18 protein-coding genes are annotated in these 21374 nt (G+C 73.1%); 8 read left to right on the top strand and 10 right to left on the bottom strand.

Annotated features, from left to right (window positions below; translation table 11 throughout):
* Window positions 1-98 precede the first annotated feature (98 nt).
* A complete protein-coding gene (locus tag LQ51_RS11005) occupies window positions 99-494 on the top strand; it encodes a hypothetical protein (protein ID WP_156313035.1) in 396 nt (131 codons plus the stop codon).
* Window positions 495-717: 223 nt separating this feature from the next.
* The gene (locus LQ51_RS31175; protein WP_197087651.1) at window positions 718-5829 is read left to right on the top strand and encodes a fibronectin type III domain-containing protein; all 5112 of its coding nucleotides are present in this window, start codon (window positions 718-720) and stop codon (window positions 5827-5829) included.
* Window positions 5830-5971: 142 nt separating this feature from the next.
* Here the strand turns inward: LQ51_RS31175 and LQ51_RS11020 are convergent, their stop codons facing one another.
* A complete protein-coding gene (locus LQ51_RS11020; protein ID WP_046564760.1) occupies window positions 5972-6325 on the bottom strand; it encodes an MmcQ/YjbR family DNA-binding protein in 354 nt (117 codons plus the stop codon).
* A 321-nt stretch (window positions 6326-6646) separates the two neighbouring features.
* Window positions 6647-7072: a hypothetical protein gene (locus LQ51_RS11025; RefSeq protein ID WP_046564843.1), complete on the bottom strand. Its 426-nt coding sequence runs from the start codon at window positions 7070-7072 to the stop codon at window positions 6647-6649.
* Window positions 7073-7163: 91 nt separating this feature from the next.
* Here LQ51_RS11025 and LQ51_RS11030 point away from each other — a divergent pair, with 91 nt between their 5' ends.
* The 3 genes from LQ51_RS11030 (at window position 7164) to LQ51_RS11040 (ending at window position 9722) form a co-directional block, all read left to right on the top strand.
* Window positions 7164-7781, top strand: a complete 618-nt coding sequence (locus tag LQ51_RS11030; RefSeq protein ID WP_046564763.1) for a DNA-3-methyladenine glycosylase — start codon at window positions 7164-7166, stop codon at window positions 7779-7781.
* Window positions 7782-7959: 178 nt separating this feature from the next.
* Complete coding sequence (locus tag LQ51_RS11035; protein WP_046564845.1) at window positions 7960-9099, top strand: LLM class flavin-dependent oxidoreductase; 1140 nt, start codon at window positions 7960-7962, stop codon at window positions 9097-9099.
* Window positions 9096-9722, top strand: coding sequence for an FMN reductase (locus tag LQ51_RS11040; RefSeq protein WP_046564774.1), 627 nt, complete (start codon window positions 9096-9098; stop codon window positions 9720-9722). The genes LQ51_RS11035 and LQ51_RS11040 overlap by 4 nt, the downstream gene beginning before the upstream one ends.
* A gap of 21 nt (window positions 9723-9743) precedes the next feature.
* On the opposite strand, the gene LQ51_RS11045 is transcribed toward LQ51_RS11040, so the two are convergent.
* Window positions 9744-10604 (bottom strand): universal stress protein, encoded by an 861-nt coding sequence (locus LQ51_RS11045; RefSeq protein ID WP_046564776.1) that lies wholly within the window; start codon window positions 10602-10604, stop codon window positions 9744-9746.
* A 223-nt stretch (window positions 10605-10827) separates the two neighbouring features.
* Entirely contained in the window at window positions 10828-11736 is a 909-nt protein-coding gene (locus tag LQ51_RS11050) for a universal stress protein (RefSeq protein ID WP_046564778.1), read from the bottom strand.
* A gap of 148 nt (window positions 11737-11884) precedes the next feature.
* On the opposite strand from LQ51_RS11050, the gene LQ51_RS11055 reads away from it, so the two are divergent.
* Together LQ51_RS11055 and LQ51_RS11060 are read left to right on the top strand one after the other, a co-directional pair.
* The gene (locus LQ51_RS11055) at window positions 11885-12301 is read left to right on the top strand and encodes an Hsp20/alpha crystallin family protein (RefSeq protein ID WP_046564785.1); all 417 of its coding nucleotides are present in this window, start codon (window positions 11885-11887) and stop codon (window positions 12299-12301) included.
* A gap of 57 nt (window positions 12302-12358) precedes the next feature.
* Window positions 12359-12829 carry a cyclic nucleotide-binding domain-containing protein gene (locus LQ51_RS11060; protein WP_046564846.1) on the top strand — a complete coding sequence of 157 codons (471 nt, stop codon included), beginning with the start codon at window positions 12359-12361 and terminating at the stop codon, window positions 12827-12829.
* Window positions 12830-12841: 12 nt separating this feature from the next.
* Here LQ51_RS11060 and LQ51_RS33370 read toward each other — a convergent pair whose 3' ends face one another.
* From LQ51_RS33370 to ppdK, 6 genes are all read right to left on the bottom strand, one after another.
* On the bottom strand, window positions 12842-13249 hold the full coding sequence (locus LQ51_RS33370; RefSeq protein ID WP_197087653.1) for a hypothetical protein: 408 nt from the start codon (window positions 13247-13249) through the stop codon (window positions 12842-12844).
* A gap of 33 nt (window positions 13250-13282) precedes the next feature.
* Window positions 13283-14077, bottom strand: a complete 795-nt coding sequence (gene pflA, locus LQ51_RS11070; RefSeq protein WP_082159360.1) for a pyruvate formate-lyase-activating protein — start codon at window positions 14075-14077, stop codon at window positions 13283-13285.
* The gene (gene pflB, locus LQ51_RS11075; protein ID WP_046564787.1) at window positions 14074-16317 is read right to left on the bottom strand and encodes a formate C-acetyltransferase; all 2244 of its coding nucleotides are present in this window, start codon (window positions 16315-16317) and stop codon (window positions 14074-14076) included. The genes pflA and pflB overlap by 4 nt, the downstream gene beginning before the upstream one ends.
* Window positions 16318-16396: 79 nt before the next feature.
* Window positions 16397-17407 (bottom strand): alcohol dehydrogenase catalytic domain-containing protein, encoded by a 1011-nt coding sequence (locus LQ51_RS11080; RefSeq protein WP_046564788.1) that lies wholly within the window; start codon window positions 17405-17407, stop codon window positions 16397-16399.
* 182 nt (window positions 17408-17589) lie between these two features.
* On the bottom strand, window positions 17590-18051 hold the full coding sequence (locus LQ51_RS11085; protein WP_046564792.1) for a hypothetical protein: 462 nt from the start codon (window positions 18049-18051) through the stop codon (window positions 17590-17592).
* Window positions 18052-18062: 11 nt separating this feature from the next.
* Window positions 18063-20723 carry a pyruvate, phosphate dikinase gene (gene ppdK / locus LQ51_RS11090; protein ID WP_046564794.1) on the bottom strand — a complete coding sequence of 887 codons (2661 nt, stop codon included), beginning with the start codon at window positions 20721-20723 and terminating at the stop codon, window positions 18063-18065.
* Window positions 20724-20867: 144 nt separating this feature from the next.
* Here ppdK and LQ51_RS11095 point away from each other — a divergent pair, with 144 nt between their 5' ends.
* Window positions 20868-21371: a GNAT family N-acetyltransferase gene (locus LQ51_RS11095; RefSeq protein WP_046564796.1), complete on the top strand. Its 504-nt coding sequence runs from the start codon at window positions 20868-20870 to the stop codon at window positions 21369-21371.
* Window positions 21372-21374: the final 3 nt, after the last annotated feature.

Here is a 21374-nt window from a genome sequence, read left to right on the forward strand (position 1 = left end):
CCCGTCACGCTTCGAGCACGGATAGTAACATCGAGAGAGCTGGATTACAGTCATCCGTGCCGGCTCCGCCCGGGATGGTGATCCTCGGGGGTGAGGTTGTGGACGACCCGCTGATGCTCGCGGCGGCGACGACGCTGGTCGCCTGGGCCACCACCGAACTCGCACACGGAGCCCGGTCAGCTGTGTCCGGCCTGACCGAGTTCCTCCGGCACCGATTCCATCACGAGCAGGCAGCCGAGCAGACTCTGGAACTCGCGCTACGTCACCCGACGGCGGACACGGTTCAGCGCCTCGCCGCGCTCCTCGAACAGGAGACGCTTCGTGATCCCGCGTTCGATGCCGAACTCCGCGAACGCTTCGCGAAGGTCCAGGCGATCGTCGCAGCCAACCAGGGCGACGTGACCAACACCGTGTCCGGCGACGTCAGCGGGTCGGTGGTGCAGGCGCGTGACGTCCATGGCGGCATCTCGTTCGGCGGCCGCAGCGTCCCCTGACGGCCCGGAGAGGAGGTGGTGCTCTGGACCTCGCAGCAGCTCCGCTGGGTGGGGCCGGGTGCGCCGCTGACCGGTCGTATGTACATCGACTGACGGTGCTCCTGGGCAGTTGTCAACTGTCCGATCGTTCAGGTGTGTCGACTGTTATGACCTTGGCCCGCCCCCCGCCGCCTCTGACAGACTCGCGATCATGAATATCCACGGGGGATGTTCGCCTGCCGCCATGCGCACAAGACGCTGGCAGGCGGCGACGGTAACGATCCTGATGCTGCTCGGGCTGGTCTACCAGGCCGAGCCGGCCCGAGCGGCGGTCACCACGATGACAGCAGCCCAGCTCAACTCAACCTTCAACTCCTACGGTGACGCCGGAAACCACTGGACCGGCGGCGACGGCACGACCTCGGTCGCCCTGCCCGACGGCCGGGTTCTCTGGCTCTTCTCCGACACCTTCCTCGGCACGGTCAACGCCGACGGCAGCCGCCCGGCCAGCTCCCCGATGATCAACAATTCCGGGATCGTGCAAACCGGCACCACCCTCGGCGCGACCCTGACCGGTGGCACCTCGGCGAAGCCCGAGGCGCTGGTCGTACCGAGCCAGTCCGGTGAGTTCCTCTGGGTGGGCGACGCGGTCGTCGAGTCCGGCGAGCTACGGGTCATCTACAACCGCTACCGGCGCAGCGGCAGCGGGGTCCTCGACTTCACCCTCACCGGGGTGGCACTGGCCAGGTTCGCGCTGCCCGCCCTCACCTTGACCGCCGTGACCGACCTACCGGTCGGCTCGGACGTCAACTGGGGCGCGGCCATCATGCCGGACGGGACGTACACCTACATCTACGGCACCTCGACCGCGCCCGGCCGGATGAAGTTCGGACACGTCGCCCGGGTCAGCACCGGTGCGATCGACGGCCCCTGGCAGTTCTGGACCGGCACCACCTGGTCGGCGGACCACACCGCGGCCGCCCGGCTGCTCAGCGGCGTCGGCACCAGCTATTCGGTGCAGCAGGTCGGCAGCCAGTACGTGCTGGTCACGCACGAGAACAACCTTGTCTTCGACCCGCAGATGGTGGCCTACACGGCCGCCTCGCCGACCGGCCCGTGGACCGGGCCGATCCAGCTCTACACCGCACCGGAGATCACCGCTGGCTCGAAGAAGGTCGTCTACGACGCCCGGCTCCACCCCGAGCTGGCGACCAGCGGCAAACTGCTGATGTCCTACAACGTCAACAGCCTGGAGTACGCCGACACGCTCGCGGACGCCCGGCTCTACCGACCCCGGTTCGTCGACATCACCTGGCCGCTGCCGGCACCCGGCAGCGGGCTGCCGGCCGCACCGACCGGGCTGACCGTGACGGGGAAGGACGACTACGCCGACCTGACCTGGGCGGCAGTCAGCGGCGCCACCTCCTACCGGGTCTACCAGCGGGATGTCACCGGCGGCCAGACCCACTTCGCCCGGCACGCCAGCGCCGCGACCACCACCAGCCGTCGCGCGGGGCTGCTCATTCCGGGACACCGGTACGAGTTCAAGGTGGCCGCGGTCAACAGCGCCGGTGAAGGCACGGCCGGCGCCACCGTCTCGGTGACCCCGCAGAGCACCAAGCCGGTGACCGAGGCGGTCCGGCGCGCCAACACGACCGGTGCGATCGCAGGCAGCTACCTGGTTCGGCTCAAGGCAGGTGCCGCTCAGCCGGAGCGGGTAGCCAGTTACGCGGCACAGCTCGTCGCGCAGGTCGGTGGGACCCTTGGCCCAGTGCTGTCCCGGACGCTGCGTGGCTTTGGCGCCACCCTCACCGAAACGCAAGCGGTCAACCTGGCTGCCCATCCGGACGTGCTGGACGTCGAGCAGAACGTCACCTACCGGGCGGCGGGGGAGCAACTCAACCCCTACGAGAACCTGGACCGGATCGACCAGCGGGATCTGCCATTCGACAAGAAGTACATCTACCCGAACGACGGCGCGGTGCAGGCATACGTGCTGGACAGCGGGATCAGGGCCAGCCACGAGGACTTCGGTGGCCGGGTGAGCACCGGATTCAACGCCTTCGACGGGAGTACGAACACCTCAGACTGTGGCAAGGGGCACGGCACGGCAGTGGCCAGTGTGCTCGGTGGTACCGACTACGGCGCGGCCAAGGCGGCACGGCTCGTCCCGGTCAAGGTTTTGGATTGCGACGCCGCCGGTGACGCCGTCAGTGACACCCAGACCGTCGTGCGCGGCATCGAGTGGGTGATGGGCGACGCCGAAAGCAAGAAGCCGGCGGTGATGAACCTCAGCCTCGGCGGTCCCAGCAGCCAGGCCGGCGAGGACGACCTCGACCATGCAGCCCGGGCGGCAGCCGGGTCCGGCATCGTGGTGGTGGCTGCGGCAGGCAACAGTGGCGGCGACGCCTGCGACTACTCGCCGGCCCGAACCGGCAAGGACTCGGCAGTCATCACAGTCGGGGCCAGCAACCTGGAGGACTCGAGGCTCTCCGTCCCGGGCGCGATCAGCAACATCGGCCCATGTGTCAACCTCTTCGCACCCGGCGCGGACGTCGTCGCTGCCGGAATCGGTGACGACATCGATATCTCGTACAGCTATGGCACCTCGGTGGCAGCCCCATTGGTTGCCGGGGCCGCCGCGATGCTGCTCCACGCGCACCCCGAATATGGCTCAACCGACGTGAAGACAGCGCTGACGCAGGCGGCCAGCAAGGACAAGCTGATCAACATCGGCACATCGCCGAACCTGCTGCTCTACGTCGAACGGCCGCCGACCGTCGCGCCGGGCAACCTGACCGCGACCGCCAACGACGACGGCACCATCGCCCTGGACTGGGCGCCGGTCGCCGACCAGAACGTGCACTACCTCGTCTCCCAGCGGGACGTCACTGCCGGGGAGCCGAACTTCACCCGCTGGCCGTCCCCGGTCTTCAACGCCACCGACGCCGTCGCCCGCAACCTGCTGGAGGGCCACCGGTACGAATTCACGGTGGCCGCGGCGAACAGCGCCGGCACCGGTCCCGAGTCGAACATCGCCAGCGCGACAACCCACCTGTCGGTCCCCGGGGCGCCGACCGGGCTGGTGGCTGCCCCGCAGACCGACGGTTCCATCAAACTCACCTGGACCTCCCTCGGGGCGGACATCTGGTACTGGGTCTACCAGCGGGACGTGACCACCGGCGAGACCGCCTTCACGCGGCTGGAGATTCCGATCACCACCTGCTGCACGATGACCGCCGGTTACCTGCTGCATGGGCACGAGTACGAGTTCACAGTCAGCGGGACCAACGCGGGCGGGGAGGGGCCGACCTCGACCCCGGTCAGGGCGACCTCGACCTATCCGAAACCGGCCGCACCGACCGGCCTGACCGCGACGGCCGGGGACGCCCAAGTGGTGCTCAAGTGGACCGCCAGCACCACGAGCAACGTGTGGTACATGATTCAGCAACGGGACGTGACCAACGGGGAGACGACCTTCACCACCCTGGAGTTGCCGGTCACCACCTGCTGCACGTTCACCGCCGGCTACCTGGCCAACGGCCACAGCTACGAATTCCGAGTGGTCACCACCAGCCAAGGTGGCGAGTCGGCGCCATCCAACACCGCCAGCGCCAAACCGATGCCACCGCTACCCGGCCAGGTCACCGGTCTGACCGCGACAGCCCAGTCCGACGGCGGGATCAAGATCACTTGGACCGCGCCCTCCGGCGGCGACTTCTTCTACGACATCTTCCAGCGGGACGTCACCGCCGGCCAGAGCTTCAGCAAGCTACCGCTGCCGGTCACCACCTGCTGCGCCTTCACCGCCGGCTACCTCACCCACAACCACGTCTACGAGTTCAAGGTGGCGGCCACCAACGCCGCCGGTGCCGGACCTCAATCCGCTGTGGCCAGCGCCACCTCCCGGTACACCCCGCCCGCCGCGCCGACCAACCTGCGCGGGTCCGCCGGTGGGGACGGCAGCATCGACCTGGACTGGGACGCCCCCGGGTCGGCGAGCTACCTCTACTGGATCTACCGGCGGGACGTGACCGCCGGGGAGGCGTTCGCCAAGCTGCCGTACCCGACCGAGGACACCCATGCCTCGATCGGCCTGCTGGTGCACAACCACGTGTACGAGTTCAAAGTGACCGCAGAGAACCAGGGTGGGCAGGGGCCGGCCTCCAACACCGCTCAGGTGACCGCCAAGGGTGGGCTTCCCGGCGCGCCGAGCAACCTGACCGCGAGCGCCGGCGACGGGAAGGCGACCCTGAGCTGGACGGCGAGCCCGACCTCCGGGGTCAGCTACACCATCTACCAACGCGACAAGACCGACGGCCAGTCCTGGCAGAAGCTGGCACTGCCGGTCACCGGCACGTCAATGACGGCCAACTACCTGGCCAACGGGCACACCTACGAGTTCAAGGTCACCGCGTCGAACGTCGCCGGCGACTCGGCGGCATCGAATGTCGCCACCGCTCGGCCGATGCCACCGATCCCGCAGGCCGCGAGTGGCCTGACCGCCAGCGCGGGGGATGGGAAGGTGACCTTGAGGTGGACGGCGAGTTCGACGTCGAACGTGTCCTACTGGATCGAGTCGCGGGCCCAGGGTGGCAACTGGTCGCGGTTGCCGGTGTCGGTGGGATGCTGCTCCTACACGGTGAACCTGCTGTTCAACGGAACGACGTACGAGTTCCGGCTGCGAGCGACGAACCTCAGTGGGGATTCGGCGGCGTCGAACGTGGCCAGTGCCCGACCGATGCCGCCGTTCCCGAAGACCCCCTACGGCCTGATCGGGTATATCGGGTCAGGAAACACGGCCTACCTCGACTGGGCGGACACGCTGACCTCGGGGGCCACCTACAACGTCTACATGCGTAACCTCAGCGCGGGTGGCGGCTGGAGTCTGGTGAAGACCTGGCTCACCACGTCGGCCACCTACGTCCCATACCTCTGGTACGGCAGCCGGTACGAGTTCAAGGTGACCGCATCGAGCCTCGCCGGGGAGAGCCAGGCGTCGAACATCTGGAGTTCGAGGGTCTTCTACGCCGACCTGGACGCCACCTGCAACAACTACTACTTCCCCGGGCCTGGCAACTTCCCGATCGGTTGGACCTCCATCCTGACCAATGCCGACGGAGTGGGCGGCGACGACAACGTCAGGATCAAGGTGGTCCGCAAGCTCTACTCCAACGGCCGGCTCTGGATCACCTGGCAGAACTGGGTCAACACGTCGAGCACCGGTTGGTGGAGTGTCCGCGAGACCGAGACCGAGGCGCAGGAGGGCGAGTACGACGTCTTCCTCAGCGTCTACGGTCCCAACGGGGAGGAGTGGGGATCCGCGCACGACAAGTGCTTCGGCGTTCGTAAGTGACCCGGTCGGTCGGCTGACACCCGGGCCGGCCGCAGCACCCCAGCACGCACCGGCTGGCGGGTCCATGACATGGATCCGCCAGCCGGTGCCCCTGCATCATCGTCCGCCATCAGCTGGCTTCCGTGATCGGGCAGGGCAGGCCCTAGCTGGTCGGTCGCTCGCGCTTGGGCAGCTTCGCCACCACCGCGTCGTACGACCCGTCGACCGCCTCGCGCAGCTCCTCGTCCGGGATGGCGCCGGCCAGGCGCAGCGTGTTCCAGCCGGACCGGCCGATGTAGGGGGAGGAGCGGGCGTCGTCCGGGAAGCGGTGCAGCCACTCGTCGGCCACCTCCCGGGTCGGGCCGCACTTGACCCCCACCCGCGCCTCGCCGTCGGGCGCGCCGAGGAACGCGAAGATCCGGCTGCCCACCTTGACCACCTCGTCGCCCTCCCACGGCTGGTCCAGCCAGGCACCCGGCTTGGCCAGGCAGTAGGCCCGCATCTCGTCGCGCCGCATCGCGTCCTCCCTGTCGGTCGCCGGCCAGTCTGCCGCGACCCCCTGACCCGCCGCGACCCCTGACCGGCCGCCGCCCGTCACGACCCCCTGGCAGGCCGCCACTCGCAGCCGTCGGCCCTGACAAGCCGCGGCCTGTCGCCGACGGCGCCGCCCGGGGCCGTCGGCCTTGGCAAGCCGTGGCCTGTCGCCGACGGCGCCGCCCGCGGCCGTCGGCCTTGGCAAGCCGCGGCGGTGCCGCCCGCAGGCGTCCGCCGGTGCCGGCGGCAGGCGTATGCCCCGGCAAGCGGCGTTCCGCAGCCGCCGCGCCGTCGGCCGGACCGCTCAGTCGCCGGTGCCGGTGCGGACGGCCAGTCGCTCGTAGCGCTGCCGGGCGGCCTGGGCGCTGCCCAGCCCCAGCCCGAAGGCGATCGCCTGCCAGGTGAGGCCCCGGCCGCGGGCCACCTGCAGCAGCCCGGCCTCGAGCGCGTCGACCTCGGCTCGCACGTGCGGGATCAGGGTCAGCGCGGCCATCAGATCGGCCTGGTCGACCGGCTCCTCGCCCGGCTCCAGTTCGGCTCCGCCGGCCAGGGCCATCACCAGGGTGGCCGCCTCGTAGGCATCGGGGACGTCGGGGTGCGCGTACCGCCGGCGACCGGCGTCGGTGCCGGCGTGCCGCTCGGCGATCCGCATCAGCGCGGCGTAGTTGCGGTGCGCCCGGGCCTGGGCAGCATCCGGAGCGGTGAACGGGTCGTTGTCCAGCGTGACCATGCCCATCATGGAATCGGTTGAACAACTTTTTGTCAACAGCCTATTGAAAGCGGATTGTGCGGGCCCTCGGGACGCCGGATAGGGTCGGTCCGTGACCGCAAGCGACCTCGCCAGCCTCGCCGATCTGCTCGCCGGGCCGGTCCTGCCCGCCGCCCGGGGTCTGCTCGGCTGCCGCCTCACCGGTCACGGGGTGACCGTGCGGATCACCGAGGTGGAGGCGTACGCCGGCACCGCGGGCGACCCGGCCTCGCACGCCCACCGCGGGCGCACTCCCCGCAACGCGGTGATGTTCGGCCCGGCGGGGCACGCCTACGTCTACTTCACCTATGGCATGCACTGGTGCATGAATGTGGTCACCGGAGCGGACGGCGAGGCCTCGGCGGTGCTGCTGCGGGCCGGTGAGGTGGTCGACGGCCTCGACCTCGCTCGGTCCCGCCGGCCGGCCGTACGCCGGGATGTGGATCTCGCCCGCGGGCCCGCCCGGCTCTGCGCGGCGCTCGGCATCGACCGGTCCGGCTACGGCGCGGACCTGCTCGGCGACGGCCCGGTCCGGCTGCGGCCCCCGGTCGCGCCGGTGCCGGCGGCGGCGGTGGAGGCCGGACCCCGGGTCGGTGTCACCGGCGCGCACGACCTGCCCTGGCGTTTCTGGCTCGCCGGCGACCCGACGGTGAGCGCCTACCGCCGGCACGTGCCCCGCGCCCGGCGCTGACCCCGTGGCATGGTGTGGGGCGCCCGGCGCCGTCCCGGGCCCGGCGGCCCCGCTCGGCCGCGGGGCGGGTGAGCCGCACCACCCGGGGTGGGGTACGTGGCGGAATAGTTGACTCGTCAAATATGTTGTGCGGTACGACTCCGGGTCGACCGACCCGGACGGCACGCGAGGAGCGGTCATGCAGTTCGGAGTCTTCACCGTCGGCGACGTCACGGTCGACCCGACCAACGGGCGGATGCCGTCCGAGCGTGAGCGCATCAAGGCCATGGTGGCCATCGCGCTCAAGGCCGAGGAGGTCGGGCTCGACGTCTTCGCCACCGGCGAGCACCACAACCCGCCGTTCGTGCCCTCGTCGCCGACCACCATGCTCGGCTACATCGCGGCCCGCACCGAGCGGCTGCTGCTCTCCACCGCGACCACGCTGATCACCACCAACGACCCGGTGAAGATCGCCGAGGACTACGCGATGCTTCAGCACCTGGCCGACGGCCGGGTCGACCTGATGATGGGGCGCGGCAACACCGGGCCGGTCTACCCGTGGTTCGGCCAGGACATCCGCAACGGCATCCCGCTCGCGATCGAGAACTACGACCTGTTGCGCCGGCTCTGGCGTGAGGACGTGGTCGACTGGAAGGGGCGGTTCCGCACCCCGCTGCAGGCGTTCACCTCGACGCCGCGCCCGCTCGACGGCGTGCCGCCGTTCGTCTGGCACGGCTCGATCCGCAGCCCGGAGATCGCCGAGCAGGCCGCGTACTACGGGGACGGCTTCTTCGCCAACCACATCTTCTGGCCCAAGGAGCACACCCAGCGGATGGTGGGCCTCTACCGGCAGCGCTTCGAGCACTACGGCCACGGCTCCGCCGACCAGGCGATCGTCGGCCTGGGCGGGCAGGTCTTCCTACGGCGCAACTCGCAGGACGCGGTACGCGAGTTCCGGCCGTACTTCGACAACGCCCCGGTCTACGGGCACGGCCCGTCGCTGGAGGAGTTCACCCGGGAGACGCCGCTGACCGTGGGCAGCCCGCAGCAGGTCATCGACCGGACGCTGAGCTTCCGCGAGTACGTCGGCGACTACCAGCGCCAGCTCTTCCTGGTCGACCACGCCGGCCTGCCGTTGAAGACCGTGCTGGAGCAGCTCGACCTGCTCGGCGAGGAGGTCATCCCGGTGCTGCGCAAGGAGTTCGACACGCTGCGCCCGGCGCACGTGCCGGAGGCGCCGACGCACGCCTCGCTGCTGGCCGCGGCCGGCGGCGGCACCGACGCCACCGTGCACGCCGTCGACGACGTGACCGGCAAGGCCCCCGAGGAGGCCCGATGACCCGGCGCACCCTCGTGGTGATCTCGGCCGGCCTCGGCCAGCCCTCATCCACCCGGCTGCTCGCCGACCAGCTCGCCGCGGCCGCCCGCGACGAGCTGGTCCGGCGCGGCGCCGAGGTGGAGGTCCGTACGGTGGAGCTGCGCGAACACGCCCACGACGTGGTGAACCACCTGCTCACCGGCTTCCCCTCGGCCGCGCTGCGCGAGGTGCTGGCCACCGTGACCGGCGCGGACGGGCTGATCGCGGTCACCCCGATCTTCAACGCCTCGTACAACGGGCTGTTCAAGTCGTTCTTCGACGTGCTCGACCGGGAGGCCCTGGCGGACCGGCCGGTGCTGATCGGCGCCACCGGCGGCACCGCCCGGCACTCGCTCGCCCTGGAACACGCGGTCCGGCCGATGTTCGGCTATCTGCGGGCCGCGGTGGTGCCCACGGCGGTCTTCGCCGCCCCGGAGGACTGGTCCGGGGAGGGCGACGAGAGCGCGCTGCGGGCCCGGATCCGCCGGGCCGGCGCCGAGCTGGCCGAGCAGGTGGAGCGGCGGCCGGCCGCGACCGGACCGGCCGACCCGTTCGCGCTCACCACCAGCTTCGAGCAGCTGCTCGCCGGCCGCGACCCGTCCTGAGCCGGGCCGGCCGGCGCCCGGTCACGGCGCCGGCTCGTGCGGGTGGGCGACCAGCACCGGGCAGCGCGCGTGCTGCACCACGGCCTGGCTGACCGAGCCGAGCAGCAGACCGGCGAAGCCGCCCCGCCCGCGTGACCCGACCACCAGCAGGGCGGCCTCGCCGCTGGCCCCGATCAACGCCTGCTCCGGGGAGTCCGCCTCGAGCGCCCGCTCGACCACCCGCAGCGCCGGGTGGTCCGACCGCACCCGGGCCGCCGCCTCGGCCAGCAGCCCTCCGGCCTCGCCCGACGCCCCGCCGGGCTCGGCCCGGCCCCGGTCCGCCGGCCCGACGTGCACCAGCACCAGGTCGGTGTCCCGGCGGCCGGCCTCCTCGGCGGCGAGCTGGACGGCGAACGCGGCCGACGCCGAGCCGTCCACCCCGACCAGCACCGGTCCCTGCCGGGGAAGCGGTTGCTCGGCGGGGCGGACCACCAGGACCGGGCAGTGCGCGTGCTGGGTCACCTGCCCGCTGACCGAGCCGAGCAGCAGCCCGGTGAAGCCGCCGATGCCCCGGCTGCCCACCACGACCAGGTCGGCCCGGCGGGACTCCTCGACCAGGGTGGCGCCCGGCCCGCCGGCCACCTGGCGGACCGCCACCCGCAGGCCGGGGCGGGCCTCGGCCAGCTCGGCGGCCACCCGGTCGAGCATCTGCCGCGACTCCTCGGTGGGTGCCGGCACCCCGAGGTCGTACGGGTTCAGCGGCACGCCGTAGCCCAGCGGGTGCAGGTAGCCGTGCACCACCAGCAGCGGGCGGGACCGGGCCACGGCGACGTCCGCCGCGTACCCGGCGGCGGTCAGGCTGGTCGGCGAACCGTCGACACCCACCACGACAGGTCGGTCCATCGGTCCTTCCCCTCCCGTCGGCTCAGGTCATTCTCGTCCTACCGTCCGCGTCGCACCCGGCTTTGCCCGGAACGCCCGGCGGTCGCAGGGCCCGCCGTCGCACCGCCCGGCCGCCGTCACCTCCGGCCGGCCCGCCGGCACGCCCGCCGGCTGCCGCCGGGCCGGGGTGCGACGCCGGATCCGCCGGTCGGCAGCAGCCGGCCGGCGGAACGGTGGTGGGGGATCAGTCGGCGTCAGCTCCCCGCCGGTGCCGCACGATGGCCAGCGGGCTGCGCGCGTGGTGCAGCACGGCGTGGCTGATCGAGCCGAGCAGCAGCCCGCCCAGGCTGCCCCGGCCGTGCGCGCCGACCACGGTCAGCTGCGCCCCGGTGGACTCCTCCACCAGTGCCCGGGCCGCGTTGGCGGCCACCAGCTTCTGCCGGACCCGCACCTGCGGGTAGCGCTCGGCCCAACCGGCCATCGCCTCGGCGAGCACCCGCTCCTCCTCGGCGCGCAGCTCCTGCGGGTCGTACACCAGCGGCATGATGTCGCCGTACGCCTCCCGGAACGCCGGGGTCGCCGGGTAGAGCCAGGCGTGCACGGCGACCAGGTCGGTGCCGCGCTGCGCCGCCTCGGCGAAGGCGAAGGCGATCGCCTCGTTCGACAGCGCCGAGCCGTCCACGCCGACCACCACGGGGCCGTCGGCGCGCGGTTCGTCCCGCACCACCAGCACCGGGCAGTCGGCCCGCGCGGCGAGCTGCACCGCGGCCGAGCCGACCAGCAGCTCGGCGAAACCGCCCAGGCCGCGGTGGCCCAGCACGAGCAGCGCCGCGTCCCGGCCCGCCCGCAGCAGCACCGGGATCGGGCCGCCCTCCACCACGTCACCGGAGACCACCAGCTCGGCGTCGACCTTGCGGGCCTCGTCGACGGCCTCCTGGACCAGCTTGCCGGCCTCGTCCCGCAGTTCGGAGTCGGGCAGCGCGGCCGCGACCGGGCCGAGCGGGGTGCCGAGCATCGGCCACAGGAACGCGTGCACCACCCGCAGCGGCCGGTGCCGGGCCGCCGCCTCCCGGGCGGCCACCCGCACCGCGTGCAGCGCCGAGGGGGAACCGTCCACGCCCACCACGACGGGGGCACCGGATCTGTCGGTCATCACGTCCTCCTTCGTCCACCTCCAGCCTGCGCCCGCCGGCCGTGCGCCGGCAGGGCCGGTCCGCCCCGGCGGCCGGGACCATCGGCCCTGCCCGCCCGGGTTCTTCCGAGGTGGGATGGAGTCAGGACGATCGACAAGGAGGTCGACAATGTCCACTGTCACCAAGTTCCGGGGCGGCGCGTTGGCGCCGTTCGACTGGACGAACCTGTCCTGGCTGCCGATGCTGGCGCCGACCATTCGGGTCGAGGACTACCTCGACGGCGACCGGTACGTCGTCCGCGCCGAACTGCCGGGCATCGACCCGGCGAAGGACGTGCGGATCACCCGGACCGGCGAGAACCTGCGGCTGGACGTGGTCCGTCGGGAGAGCCACACCGACAAGGTCCACTCCGAGTTCCACTACGGCTCGTTCTCCCGCCTGATCCCGCTGCCGCCCGAGGTGAAGGAGGAGACGATCACGGCCCGCTACGCGGACGGCATCCTCGAGATCACCGCGTCGGTCGGCACGATCGAGCCGATCACCCGGGAGATCCCGATCACCGTGGAGCACGACACGAAGAAGTGAACCCACCCGAGGGGCCCGGCCGCGACGCCGGGTCCCTCTTCCCATCGTGGAGGCGTGATGACCCCGTTGGAGATGCTTCGGGCGCACCCGTTCCTCGCCGGGCTGCCACAGGAGTGGCTGCCCCGGCTGACCGGCTACGCCCGGCCGGTGGCCTGGCACCCCGGGCAGCGGCTCTTCCGTACCGGCCAGCCCGCGGAACGGTTCTGGCTGGTCCGCGGCGGCGAGGTGGCGCTGGACTTCCCGGTGCCCGGCCGCGGTGACGTGGGGATCGAGACGATCGGCCCGGGCGGGGTGCTCGGCTGGTCCTGGCTCTTCCCGCCCTACCGCTGGCAGTTCGGCGCGGTCGCCGTGCAGCGCTGCACCGCGGTCGAGTTCACCGCGGCGGGGGTACGCCGGCTGATGGAGTCGGACGACGCGCTCGGCCGGCAGCTCACCACCCGCTTCATGAGCGTGGTGGTGGACCGGCTGCACGCCTCCCGGGTCCGGCTGCTGGACCTGTACGGCTACCCGACGTCCGCGGCGAGCTGAGCCGCGACCGGCTCAGCCGCCGTCGGAGTTGTCGCCGTCGTTGCCGCCGTCGGAGTTGTCGCCGTCGTTGTAGCCGTCGCCGGAGCCGGCGTCGCGCCGGACGACCAGTTCGGTGACCTCCAGGCGGCCGATGCGCAGCTCCCGGATCACCGCGCGGCGCACGGCCAGCCGGCCGATGGCGAGCGCGCCCACCGCCGCGGCGCCGAGCGCGGCGGCGCCCAGGGCGGCGGCCCCCAGAGCCAGCGCGCCGGTGGCCGCGGCGCCGACGGCGCCCGCGCCGGTCGCCTGCGCGCCGGTGGCCCGGGCGCCGGTGGCCTGCGCCCCGGTGGCCTTTGCGCCGGTCGCCTTCGCGCCGGTCGCGCTCGCGACGAGGGTCCTGAACCGTGAGGTCGGGCGGCGGCGCGGCCGGGCGGTGAACATGCGGTGATCGTAGTCGCGCCCGGCCGCGGTCGCTCAGGTGACGGTCAGGCCGCGGGCCGCGAACTGGCCGCGCACCCGGGCCAGCAGCTCCGGGCTCGGCGGCGCGGTGTCCGCCAGCGGGAAGGCCAGGCCCAGCTCGGCGTACTTGTGCGCGCCCAGCCGGTGGAACGGCAGCACCTCGACCCGGTCCACGGTGGCCAGCCCGGCCGCCACGTCGGCCACCCGCGCCACGTCGTCGGCGTCGTCGGTCAGCCCCGGCACCAGCACGTACCGGATCCAGATCGGGGTGCCCCGGTCCGCCAGCCGGCGGGCGAAGCGCAGCGTCGGCGCCAGCCGGCCGGTGCCGGTGACCCGCCGGTACGTCACCGGGTTCCCGGCCTTGATGTCCAGCAGCACCAGGTCGGTGGCGTCCAGCAGGGCGTCGTCGGCGCGCACGCCGAGGAAGCCGGAGGTGTCCAGCGCGGTGTGCAGGCCCAGCGCGTGGCAGCGGCGCAGCACCTCCCCGGTGAACCGGGGTTGCAGCAGCGGCTCCCCACCACTGATCGTGACGCCGCCGCCGGCCACCTCGATGAACCGCCGGTAGCGGGCCACCTCGGCCAGCACCTCGTCCACCGTCCGGGTCCGCCCGCTGCGCCGGTACCAGGTGTCCGGGCTGTGGCAGTACCGGCAGCGCAGCGGGCAGCCGGCCAGGAAGACGACGAAGCGGGTGCCCGGCCCGTCCACCCCGACCGAGGTGTCCCAGGAGTGCACCGCCCCGATCGGCGCGGCCTCGCGCGGCCCCGCCGCCGGGGTGGCGGCGGGGCGCGCCGAGGAGGGCCGGCCGGTCACAGCGACCCGTGGAAGGTCCGCGAGATCACGTCCCGCTGCTGCTCCGGGGTGAGCCGGACGAAGTTCACCGCGTACCCGGAGACCCGCACGGTGAGCTGCGGGTAACGCTCCGGGTGGGCCATCGCGTCGACCAGCGTGTCGCGGTCCAGCACGTTGACGTTGAGGTGGAATCCGCCGGCGTCGGTGTAGCCGTCCAGCACCCCGGCCAGGTTGGTGATCCGCTCCTGCCGGGTGTGGCCCAGGCCGTCCGGGGTGACCGTGCCGGTCAGCGAGATGCCGTCCCGGGCCGCGTCGTACGGCAGCTTCGCCACCGACAGCGCCGCGGCGACCAGGCCGTGGATGTCCCGGCCGTTCATCGGGTTCGCCCCCGGGGCGAACGGCTCACCGGCGCGCCGCCCGTCCGGCGTGTTGCCGGTGTGCCGGCCGTAGACCACGTTGGAGGTGATGGTGAGCACCGACATGGTCAGTTCGGCGTCCCGGTAGGTGCGCTGCCGGCGCAGCTTCGCCGCGAACGTCTCCACCAGCCGCACCGCGAGCTCGTCGGCCCGGTCGTCGTTGTTGCCGTACGTCGGGAACTCGCCCTCGACCGCGTAGTCGACGGCCAGCCCGGTCTCGTCGCGCAGCACCTTGACCCGCCCGTACCGGATCGCCGAGAGGCTGTCCACGGCGACCGAGAGACCGGCGATGCCGGTGGCCATGAACCGGCGCACCGGGTGGTCGTGCAGCGCCATCTCCAGCCGCTCGTAGGCGTACCGGTCGTGCTGGTGGTGGATCACGTTCAACGCGTCCACGTACGTCTCGGCCAGCCAGTCCAGCGTCCGGTCGTACGCGGCGAGCACCTCGTCGTAGTCCAGGGTCTCCCCGCCGACCGGCGGGGCGGGCGGAGCGACCTGCTCCCCGGTCACCTCGTCCCGGCCGCCGTTGATCGCGTACAGCAGCGCCTTGGCCAGGTTCGCCCGGGCGCCGAAGAACTGCATGTCCCGGCCCACCCGCATGGCCGACACGCAGCAGGCGATCGCGGTGTCGTCGTCGTACGCGGGGCGGATCAGCTCGTCGTTCTCGTACTGGATGGCGCTGGTGTCCAGCGACACCTGGGCGCAGAACCGCTTGAACCCGTCGGGCAGTCGCGGCGACCAGAGCACGGTCAGGTTCGGCTCCGGCGCCGGGCCCAGGTTGTACAGGGTCTGCAGGTAGCGGAAGGCGGTCCGGGTGACCAGCGGCCGGCCGTCGGCGTCCATCCCGCCGAGCGTCTCGGTGACCCAGGTCGGGTCGCCGGAGAAGAGCTGGTCGTACTCGGGGGTGCGGAGGAAGCGGATGATCCGCAGCTTGATCACGAAGTCGTCCACCAGTTCCTGCGCGGCGGTCTCGTCCAGCCGCCCCTCGGCGAGGTCCCGGCGCAGGTACACGTCGACGAAGCCGGCGGTGCGGCCCAGCGACATGGCCGCGCCGTTCTGCTCCTTCGTCGCCGCCAGGTAGGCGAAGTAGAGCCACTGGATCGCCTGCTGGCCGGTGACGGCCGGGCGGGAGATGTCGAAGCCGTACGCGGCGGCCATCTCCTTCAGCTCGCCCAGCGCGCGGATCTGCTCGGCCAGCTCCTCCCGGTCCCGGATCACCTCGTCGGTGGAGGGGCGGTCGTCCAGGGCGGCCTTGTGGGCGCGGCGCTCGGCGATCAGCCGGTCCACCCCGTACAGCGCCACCCGGCGGTAGTCGCCGATGATCCGGCCCCGCCCGTACGCGTCGGGCAGGCCGGTGATCACGTGCGACCGGCGGGCCCGCAGCACGTCCTCGGGGTAGGCGTCGAACACCGCGTCGTTGTGGGTCCGGCGGTACCGGGTGAAGATCCGGTGCACGTCCGGGTCGGGTTCGCGACCGTACGCCCGCAGCGCGGTCTCCACCATGCGCAGCCCACCCTGCGGCATGATCGCCCGCCGCAGCGGCGCGTCGGTCTGCAGGCCGACGATCAGCTCCCGCTCCCGGTCGATGTAGCCGGGGCCGTGCGAGGTGATGGTCGACGGCGTGGCGGCGTCGACGTCGTACACCCCGCGGCGCCGCTCCTCCGGGAACATCGCCTGCAACCGGCCCCAGACCTGCCGGGTGCGGTCGGTCGGGCCGCTGAGGAAGGCGGCGTCCCCGAGGTACGGCTCGTGGTTGTGGCGCACGAAGTCCGCCACGTCGATGGTCTCGCGCCAGGGCCCGTCCCGGAATCCACGCCACGGGTGCAGCGCTTCGGTGGCTGTCATGGTCTCGTCCTTCCAGCGTCGGGCAGGTGGGTACGGGATGGTGCCGGGCCGCGCGGCGGTGGACGGCCCGGCCCGGTGGTCAGGGCTGCAGCACGAGCCGCGCGGCGACCCGGCCGGCCAGGATGTCCTCGACCGCCTCGTTGATCTCGTCGAGCTTGCGGACCTCGTGGACCACCCGGGTCCGGCCCGCGGCGTGCAGGGCGAACACCTCAGCCAGGTCGGCCCGGGTGCCGACGATCGAGCCGACCACCGTGATGCCCTTGAGCACCGTCTCGAAGACCGGCAGGGTGACGGCGTTCTCCCGGGGCAGCGACACCAGCACCAGCCGGCCGCCCCGGCGCAACGACCGGTGGGCCTGCTCGATCACCCGAGGGTTGGCGGCCAGCACGATCGCCACGTCCACCCCGCCGAGGGCGGTGATCGCGGCGACCGGATCCGGCCCGGTGGCGTCGACGGCGTGCCGGGCGCCCAGTTCGGCGGCCAGCGCCAGCTTCTCGGCGGTGACGTCGACGGCGACCGTCTCACCGCCGAAGAGCTGGGCGTACTGCAGGGCCAGGTGGCCGAGGCCGCCGATGCCCAAGACCGCCACCCGGTCGCCCGGCCGCACGCCGGCGACCTTGACCGCCTTGTACGTGGTGACGCCCGCGCAGGTCAGCGGGGCGGCCTCGAACGGGTTGATCCCGTCGGGCACCCGGACCGCGTAGCGGGCCGAGGCGACGGCGTACTCGGCGTGCGCGCCGTCGATGCTGTAGCCGGTGTTGAGCTGCTCCTCGCAGAGCGTCTCCCACCCGCTGACGCAGTACCGGCAGGTGCCGCAGGCCCAGCCGAGCCAGGGCAGGGCGACCCGGTCGCCGACCACGTGCTCGGTGACGCCGGGGCCACGGCGTTCCACCACGCCGACGCCCTCGTGCCCGGGCACGAACGGCGGGACGGGCTTGACCGGCCACTCGCCGCGGGCGGCGTGGATGTCGGTGTGACAGAGGCCGCTGGCCTCGATCCGGACCAGGATCTGTCCGGGGCCGGGCTCGGGTACGGCCCGGTCGAGGATCTGCATCGGACGGTCGAACGCGGTGACGACACTGGCACGCATCGGGGGCCTCCCGGAACTGGTTCTCTCGCCTACACCCCCAGCGTGGTCCGCGCCGCGCCGACCCGGCAGGGGCGCAGGACCGCACCGGCCCGGGACGAAGGTCCCGCCACGGTTCGGTCCGGTCCGTCAACGGTGGACAGTCGCCCCCCGAACCGGGGAGCGACCGTCCACGGCACCGCCGGTCAACGGTCGACGACCAACCGGCGGGCCCGCAGCAGCCGGGCCCACCAGGGCCGCCGGTCCGGCCGCAGCGCCGGCACCCGGGCGCCGCGCAGGCTGACCCAGCCGCCCGGCCCCATGGTCACCGCGCCGATGGCCGGTGGCCGGCGGCGGGCCACCACCGCCACGGCGGTGGTGAGGGCGGCGACCGCGAACGCCCCGACGGCGGCGGCGACGAGCTGGTCCGGGTCGACCACCGGCCGGTACCGGACCCGCCCCCGGGACAGGACGAACGCGCCGACCGGCCGGCCCGCCTGGGTCACCGGCACCAGCGCGGTGGCGGACGGGCCGGGCAGCTCCAGCACGGGGCCGACCGGCCCGGCGGCCGACACCGGCGCCGGCGCGGGCGCCGGGGCGGGCGTCGGCGCGGGCCGGGGGAGCGGGGGCGCCTGGGCCAGCCCGGTGGGGTTGAAGATGGCGGTCATCGTGCTGCCTCCTATCGGGAGTCGGACGTGCCGGTGGTCGCCTCGACGGCCGCCCGGCCGGCGGCCAGCCGGGCGATCGGCACCCGGTACGGCGAGCAGGACACGTAGTCCAGCCCGGCCTGGGCGAAGAACGCCACCGAGTCGGGGTCGCCGCCGTGCTCCCCGCACACCCCGACGGTCAGGTCGGGTCGGGTCGCCCGGCCCTCGGCGACGGCCAGCCGGATCAGCCGCCCGACGCCGGCGGTGTCGATGCTCTCGAACGGCGACGCCGGGAAGATCCCCCGCTCCAGGTACGCCCCGAAGAACGAGCCCTCCACGTCGTCGCGGGAGAACGCCCAGGTGGTCTGGGTCAGGTCGTTGGTGCCGAAGGAGAAGAACCGCGCCTCGGCGGCGATCTCCCCGGCGGTCAGCGCGGCCCGCGGCACCTCGATCATGGTGCCGATCGGGATCTCCGGCACCCCGTCGATGCCGGCCAGCACCGACTGCGCCTCGGCCCGGACCGCGGCGAGCTCCCGCACGTCCCCGACGAGCGGCACCATGATCTCCGGCCGTGGGTCGCCGCCGGCCCGGATCCGCTCGGCGGCCGCCTCGGCCACCGCCCGCACCTGCATGGCGAACAGCCCCGGCACGACCAGGCCCAGCCGGACCCCGCGCAGCCCCAGCATCGGGTTGGTCTCGTGCATCCGGCGCACCGCGGCGAGCAGCCTCGCGTCCCGCCCCGGGTCCTGGCCGCGCGCCTCGGCGCGGGCCACCCGGTCGGTCAGCTCGACCAGCGGGGGCAGGAACTCGTGCAGCGGCGGGTCGAGCAGCCGGATGGTCACCGGCAGCCCGTCCATGGCGGCGAGCAGGCCCACGAAGTCGGTCCGCTGCAACGGCAGCAGCGCGGCGAGCGCCGCCTCGCGTTCGGCCGGCCCGTCGGCCAGGATCAGCCGCTCCACCAGCTCCCGGCGTTCGCCGAGGAACATGTGCTCGGTGCGGCACAGGCCGATGCCGGCGGCGCCGAGGTCGCGGGCCCGGCGGGCGTCGGCCGGGGTGTCCGCGTTGGCCCGGACCCCCAGCTCGCGGACCGCGTCGGCGTGCCCGAGCAGCCGGTGCACGGCGGCGACCAGCGGGTCGGCCTGCGGGTTCAGCTCGCCGGCCAGGTAGCGGGCGACGGGGGAGGCCTGCACCGGCACCTCGCCGAGCCAGATCCGGCCGCTGGTGCCGTCGATGGAGAGCAGCTCGCCGGCGCGGACCACCCGGTCCCCGACGGTCAGCTCGCCGCGCTCCGGGTCGATCGTGACCGCCTCGGCCCCGCACACGCAGGTGCGACCCATGCCGCGGGCCACCACGGCGGCGTGCGAGGTCTTCCCGCCGCGGGCGGTGAGTACCCCGGTCGCGGCGATCATGCCGGGCAGGTCGTCCGGGTTGGTCTCCTGGCGGACCAGGATCACCGGTTCGGCGGCGGCCACGGCGGCGGCCGAGTCGAAGACCACCCGGCCGACGGCGGCGCCGGGGGAGGCGCCCACGCCGACGGCGAGCGGCTCGGGGGCGCCGCTGAGGTCGAACGCGGGGAACATGAGCTGGGCCAGCTGCGCCCCGGTCACCCGGGTGAGCGCCTCGTCGGCCGTGATCAGGCCCTCGTCGACCAGCTGCGCGGCGATCACGAACGCGGCCGCGGCGGTCCGCTTGCCGACCCGGGTCTGCAACATCCACAGCCGGCCGCGCTCGATGGTGAACTCGACGTCGCACAGGTCCCGGTAGTGCCGCTCCAGCGTCGCCATGATCTCCCGCAGCCGGCGGAAGCTGACCGGGTCGATCCGGGCCAGCTCCGGCAGCGGGATGGTGTTGCGGATGCCGGCCACCACGTCCTCGCCCTGCGCGTCCGTCAAGTAGTCGCCGTACACCCCGGGGGCGCCGGTGGCCGGGTCGCGGGTGAACGCCACCCCGGTGCCCGAGTCCGGGCCGAGGTTGCCGAAGACCATCGCCATCACGTTGACCGCGGTGCCCAGGTCGTCCGGGATGTGCTCCTGCCGCCGGTAGATCCGGGCGCGCTCGGCGTGCCACGACTCGAACACCGCGCGGATGGCCAGGAAGAGCTGCTCGTGCGGGGCCTGCGGGAAGTCCTGCCCGGTGTGCCGGGCGAAGATCTTCTTGTAGGTGTCGACCAGGTCGCGCAGCTGCCCGGCGTCCGGTCCGCCGGGTCCGGCCGTGGCCCGCACCGCCTCCAGCTCGTGCTCGAACTCCTCGCCCGGGATGCCGTGCACCGTGCGGCCGAACATCTGGATCAACCGCCGGTACGAGTCCCAGGCGAACCGCTCGTCGCCGCTGCGGGCGGCCAGCCCGCCGACGGTGGTGTCGTTGAGCCCGATGTCGAGGATCGTCTCCATCATCCCCGGCATCGAGTACCGGCCGCCCGAGCGGACCGCCAGCAGCAGCGGCTCGTGCGGGTCGCCGAGCCGCCGGTCCAGCCGGGCCTCGACCTCGCGCAGGTGGGAGTGCACCTCGCGGAAGAGCCCGTCCGGCGGGGAGCCGGTGGCCAGGAACGCCCGGCAGGCGTCGGTGCTGATGGTGAAGCCGGGCGGGACGGGCAGCCCCAGCCGGGTCATCTCGGCCAGGTTCGCGCCCTTGCCGCCCAGCAGGTCGGCCCGGCTCCGGTCACCTTCGATGAAGTCGTAGACATACTTCGGCATGGTCCGGCCTCCAGTCGGCGCCTCGCGGGACCCGTTGTCCCCTTCCTTCGTACCGACGCGCCGGGCCAGCGCGGCAGGGCCGGACGGGACGGCGGCCGGGCCGGAGGTCCCGAAAACGTCGGTGGGTCGACGTACCCTGCGGCGATGAGCAACGAGGTGCGACTCCGCCCGGTCCACGACGACGACCTGTCCGCGTTCTTCGCCCACGAGCAGGACCCGCAGGCCGCCTGGATGGCCGCGTTCGTCGCGAAGGACCCCTCCGACCGGGCCGCCTTCGACGCCCACTGGGCCCGCATCCGCGCCGACGAGCGCATCGTCAACCGGACCGTGACGGTCGACGGCGAGGTGGTCGGGCGCGTCGCGGCCTTCCCGGTGGGCGAGCGCACCGAGGTCAGCTACTGGATCGACTCGGCCCGCTGGGGCCGCGGCCACGCCACGGAGGCGCTCGCCGCGCTGCTGCGCGAGCTGCCGCAGCGGCCGGTGTACGCCCGGGCCGCGAAGGACAACGCCGCCTCCCTCGCCGTGCTGCGCAAGTGCGGCTTCGTGGTGGTCGGCGAGGACTCCGGGTACGCCGAGGCCCGCCACGCCGAGACCGAGGAGTATCTGCTGGAGTTGCCCGCCGAGGCGGCTGACCAGCGCGGCGACTAGTCT

The organism is Micromonospora sp. HK10 (genome assembly GCF_000982955.1).
Classification (GTDB): Bacteria; Actinomycetota; Actinomycetes; order Mycobacteriales; family Micromonosporaceae; genus Micromonospora.